This is a genomic window from Saccharomonospora iraqiensis subsp. paurometabolica YIM 90007, assembly GCF_000231035.2.
Lineage (GTDB): Bacteria > Actinomycetota > Actinomycetes > Mycobacteriales > Pseudonocardiaceae > Saccharomonospora > Saccharomonospora paurometabolica.
The window spans coordinates 2,940-7,674 of sequence record NZ_KI912256.1; the positions used below are offsets into that span (position 1 = coordinate 2,940).

At 72.8% G+C, this 4,735-nt stretch carries 3 protein-coding genes; all 3 read left to right on the top strand.

What is annotated here, in order from left to right; all coding sequences use genetic code 11:
- The first annotated feature begins 224 nt into the window (after nt 1–224).
- The 3 genes from SACPADRAFT_RS0218785 (at nt 225) to nirD (ending at nt 4,683) form a co-directional block, all read left to right on the top strand.
- Nucleotides 225–1,643, top strand: coding sequence for an MFS transporter (locus tag SACPADRAFT_RS0218785; RefSeq protein ID WP_007026558.1), 1,419 nt, complete (start codon nt 225–227; stop codon nt 1,641–1,643).
- 116 nt (nt 1,644–1,759) lie between these two features.
- Nucleotides 1,760–4,276: a nitrite reductase large subunit NirB gene (gene nirB, locus SACPADRAFT_RS0218790; protein ID WP_007026557.1), complete on the top strand. Its 2,517-nt coding sequence runs from the start codon at nt 1,760–1,762 to the stop codon at nt 4,274–4,276.
- Nucleotides 4,273–4,683 (top strand): nitrite reductase small subunit NirD, encoded by a 411-nt coding sequence (gene nirD, locus SACPADRAFT_RS0218795; RefSeq protein ID WP_007026556.1) that lies wholly within the window; start codon nt 4,273–4,275, stop codon nt 4,681–4,683. The genes nirB and nirD overlap by 4 nt, the downstream gene beginning before the upstream one ends.
- Nucleotides 4,684–4,735: the final 52 nt, after the last annotated feature.

Below are 4,735 nucleotides of genomic sequence, written 5' to 3' on the forward strand. Positions count from 1 at the left end.
GCCGTCCGGGGCGTCGCCGACTGGCTGGCGGACACGGCCTGAACCCGCCCGGACCCTCCCGGACATTCCGGGACCGGCTCCGGGACAGGTGCTCACCGGGTGCCGACGCCGCGGTGCGGGAGGCGTAGCACGGCTGCCACCTCGCCGACGGCACCGCGGAAACCGTCCGACGGGACGCTTCGTGCCGACCGTTTCCGCATTCGCACACGGCAAGGGAGACGCCCATGGCCCGCGCACCCGGGACCGCCACGACGACACCGCCACCGACACCGGCGCCGGAGTCCTTCCGGTGGCGCGGACGGTGGCTGGACCACTGGGAGCCGGAGGACCCGCGGTTCTGGCGGCGCACCGGCCGGGCCACCGCGTGGAAGAACCTGGTGTTCTCGGTCTTCGCCGAGCACCTCGGGTTCAGCGTGTGGACGCTGATGAGCATCGTGGTGATCCATCTCGACTCCGTGGGCTACGACTTCGGCGTCGGGCGGACGTTCTGGCTGCTCATCGTGCCGAACCTGGTCGGCGCGGCGCTGCGGGTGCCGTACACGTTCGCGGTCCCGGTCCTCGGCGGGCGGGCGTGGACGACGCTGTCGTCGGCGGTGCTGCTGATCCCGTGCCTGATGCTGGCCCACGCCGTCACGAACCCGGGCACGCCGTACTGGTTCTTCCTGCTCACCGCGGCGGCGATGGGGTTCGGCGGCGGGAACTTCTCCTCGTCCATGGCCAACATCTCGTTCTTCTTCCCGGAGCACCGCAAGGGGCTGGCGCTCGGGTTGAACGCGGCGGGCGGCAACCTCGGGGTGGCCGTGTCGCAGCTGCTGGTCCCGGTGGTGATCGGTCTCGGCACGGGGATCAACCTGGTCCACGCGGCGCTGATGTGGATGCCTGTGGTGATCGTCGCGGCCTGCTGTGCGTGGGCGTTCATGGACAGCGTCGGCGCGGCCAGGCCGGACGGGCGCTCCTACCGCTCGGCGCTGCGCAACCGGCACACCTGGGTGCTGTCGCTGCTCTACATCGGCACGTTCGGCTCGTTCCTCGGCTTCTCGTTCGCCTTCCCCACCCTGATCGCGACGGGTTTCCCCGGACACGGGCACCTCGTGTCGCTGGCGTTCCTCGGCGCCGCCATCGGGTCGGTCACCCGGCCGGTGGGCGGCTGGCTGGCCGACCGGGCCGGGGGCGCCCGGGTGACCGTGTGGACCTTCGGCGCGCTGATCCCCGGCGCCCTGGCCGCGCTGGCCGGGGTGTCCCGGAACGACTTTCCGGTGTTCTTCGGCGCGTTCGTGGCTCTGTTCGTGCTCACCGGCATCGGGAACGGATCGACCTACCGGATGATCCCGGTGATCGTCGCCGCCGAGGCCGAGCGCGCGGCCCGGGGCACCGGCACCGACCCGGCCGCGGTGGCCGCCTCCGCCAGGCGGCAGGCGGGAGCCGTGGTCGGCGTGTGCGGGGCGGTGGGGGCCCTCGGCGGCGTGCTGGTCAATCTCGTGTTCCGGTTCTCCCTCGACGACGCGGGTGGCGGCCTCGGTCCGGCACTGCTGGTGCTCGTGGCCTTCTACGTCGTCTGTCTGGCCGTCACCTGGTGGTGCTACCTGGGTGGCGGGCGATCCGCCGCCGACCGCGCGTGCGCTCCCCGCCACGCGCGGGCGTGAGCACCGTGAGCGGGAGCGGGTGGGAGGAAGCGGAAACACCGCCGCAACGCCGCGGAATCGGCCCGGACACCGCTGCCGGTGAGCATGGTCCACAGCCGTCGCTACGGAGGTTGCCGATGAGTCGAACGCTGGTTGTCGTCGGGCACGGCATGGTCGCCCACCGGCTGGTGGAGGCCGTGCGGTCCGCCGACACCGATGGGTCGTGGGGGGTCGTCGTGTTCGCCGAGGAGCGTCGTCCCGCCTACGACCGGGTCAATCTCACGTCGTACGTGGCCGATCGGGACGCGGAGGCGCTCGCGCTGCCGGGGGCCGACTACTCCGCCGATGACGCGGTCACGCTGCGGCTCGGGGATCCGGTCGTCGCGGTGGACCGGGCGGGCCGGTGCGTGCGTACCGCCTCGGGCGAGGTCGTGCACTACGACGCGCTGGTCCTGGCCACCGGGTCCCGGCCGTTCGTGCCCCCGGTGCCGGGGCGCGACCTGCCCGGCTGTTTCGTGTACCGCACGATCGACGACCTGGACGCCATCGCCGACGCCGTCACCCGCGCCCGCGCCGGGGTGGGCAGGCCGTCCGCCGCGGTCGTCGGCGGGGGCCTGCTCGGGCTGGAGGCGGCGAAGGCGCTGCGCGACATGGGCCTGTCCCCGCACGTGGTGGAGATGGCGCCCCGACTGATGCCGGTGCAGGTCGACGAGGGTGGCGGCGCGGTGCTGCACCGGCTGATCACCGACCTGGGCGTGACCGTGCACACCGGGACGTCCACCGAGGTGATCGAGCCCGACGGGGACCGGCTGCGGGCCCGCCTCGGCAACGGCACCGAACTCGACATCGACCTGCTCGTCTTCTCCGCCGGGATCCGGCCCGCCGACGAGCTGGCCCGCGACTGCGGTCTGGACCTCGGGCCGCGGGGCGGCGTGCTGGTGGACACCACCTGCCGCACCAGCGACCCGGACGTGTTCGCGGTCGGCGAGTGCGCGGCCGTCGAGGGCCGGGTCTACGGGCTCGTCGCCCCTGGCTACACGATGGCCGAGGTCGCCGCCGCCACCCTGCTCGGCAAGCACGCGGAGTTCGGCGGGGCGGACACCGCCACCAAGCTCAAGCTGATGGGGGTGGACGTGGCCGCCTTCGGCGACGCCCACGCCACCTCCGAGGGCGCGCTGGAGGTGGCCGTCGCCGACGCGGTCGCGGGCACGTACAAGAAGCTGGTGGTCTCCGACGACGCCCGTACCCTGCTCGGCGGGGTGCTGGTGGGCGACGCCGGGCAGTACACCCTGTTGCGCGGCCTCCTCGGTGCACAGCTGCCGGACGATCCTGCTGCCCTGCTCGCCCCCGAGGGCGGGGGCGCGGCGGTCGGCGTGGACGCGCTGGCCGAGGACGCCCAGGTCTGCTCGTGCAACGCCGTCACGAAAGGCATGCTCACCCGCGCGATCGTCGACGACGGGTGCGACAGCGTGCCCTCGCTGAAGGCGTGCACCCGGGCGGGCACCTCCTGCGGCTCGTGCGTGCCGATGCTGGGCACGTTGCTGTCGGCGTGCGGGGTGGAGCAGTCCCGGGCGTTGTGCGAGCACTTCGAGCAGTCCCGCGCCGAGCTGTTCGAGATCGTGCGCGCCACCCGGATCGGCACCTTCAGCGAGCTGATCGCCACCTACGGCCGGGGCCGGGGGTGCGCGGTGTGCAAACCCACGGTGGCCTCCATCCTGGCCACCCTCGGCCACGGACACATCCTCGCCGGCGAGCGGGCGGGCCTGCAGGACACCAACGACCACTTCCTGGCCAACATGCAGCGCAACGGCACCTACTCGGTCGTGCCCCGGGTGCCGGGCGGGGAGATCACCCCGGAGAAGTTGATCGTGCTCGGCGAGGTGGCCCGCGAGTTCGGCCTCTACACCAAGATCACCGGAGGGCAGCGGGTCGACCTGCTCGGCGCCCGTGTCGAGCAGCTGCCCGCGGTCTGGCGGCGGTTGGTGGACGCCGGGTTCGAGTCCGGCCACGCCTACGGCAAGGCGCTGCGCACCGTGAAGTCCTGCGTCGGCACCACCTGGTGCCGCTACGGCCAGCAGGACAGCGTCGGGCTGGCGGTGGAGCTGGAGCTGCGGTACCGGGGGCTGCGCTCCCCGCACAAGATCAAGGCGGGGGTGTCCGGCTGCGCCCGGGAGTGCGCGGAGGCGCGGAGCAAGGACGTCGGCATCATCGCCACGGAGAGCGGCTGGAACCTCTACGTCGGGGGCAACGGCGGGGCGCTGCCCCGGCACGCCGAGTTGTTGGTATCCGATGTGGACACCGAGACACTGGTGCGGACCGTGGACCGGTTCCTGATGTTCTACGTCCGTACCGCCGACCGGCTGCAGCGCAGCGCGGCGTGGTTGGAGGAACTGGACGGCGGGCTCGACCACCTGCGTGCGGTGGTCGTGGACGACGAACTCGGTATCGGCGCCGAACTGGACCGGGCGATGGCCGAACACATCGCCGGCTACACCGACGAGTGGAAGGACGTGCTGGACGACCCGGACAAGCTCGCCCGGTTCACCAGCTTCGTCAACGCCCCCGGCGTCGGTGACCCGACCGTGGCGTTCGAGGTGGAACGCGAGCAGCACGTCCCCGTGCTCCTGCCGACCCCGGAGGTGCCGCACCGATGACCACGACCGGACAGCCCACGACCGGACAGCCCACGACCGGCGATCGCGCGTACGACGTGCCGGGGCCGGACCCCTCGGGAGCGGGGTGGGTGGCCGTGTGCCGGATCGCCGACGTGCCGCGTGCCGACGGGGTGGCCGCCCTGCTCGACGGGGACGTGCAGGTGGCGATCTTCCGCACCGACGACGACAGCCTGCACGGACTGTCCAATCTCGACCCGTTCAGCGGTGCCGCCGTGCTTTCCCGCGGGATCGTGGGCGAACACGCGGGTGTGCCCGTGGTGGCCTCACCCGTGTACAAACAGCGGTTCGACCTGCGCACCGGTGTCTGCCTGGACGACACGTCGGTGCGGGTGCCGACCCACCCGGTGCGCGTGGTCGACGGCGTCGTGCAGGTCGCGGCCCCGTGACCGGCCCCGCGGCGGGCGTCGCCGACCTCGCCGGGTTCACCGTCGGTGTCAC

Bases quoted from the DNA above. Each gene is read 5' to 3' on its own strand.
- SACPADRAFT_RS0218785 (WP_007026558.1), top strand. From the start codon at position 225: ATGGCCCGCGCACCCGGGACCGCCACGACGACACCGCCACCGACACCG.
- nirD (WP_007026556.1), top strand. From the start codon at position 4,273: ATGACCACGACCGGACAGCCCACGACCGGACAGCCCACGACCGGCGAT.
- nirB (WP_007026557.1), top strand. From the start codon at position 1,760: ATGAGTCGAACGCTGGTTGTCGTCGGGCACGGCATGGTCGCCCACCGG.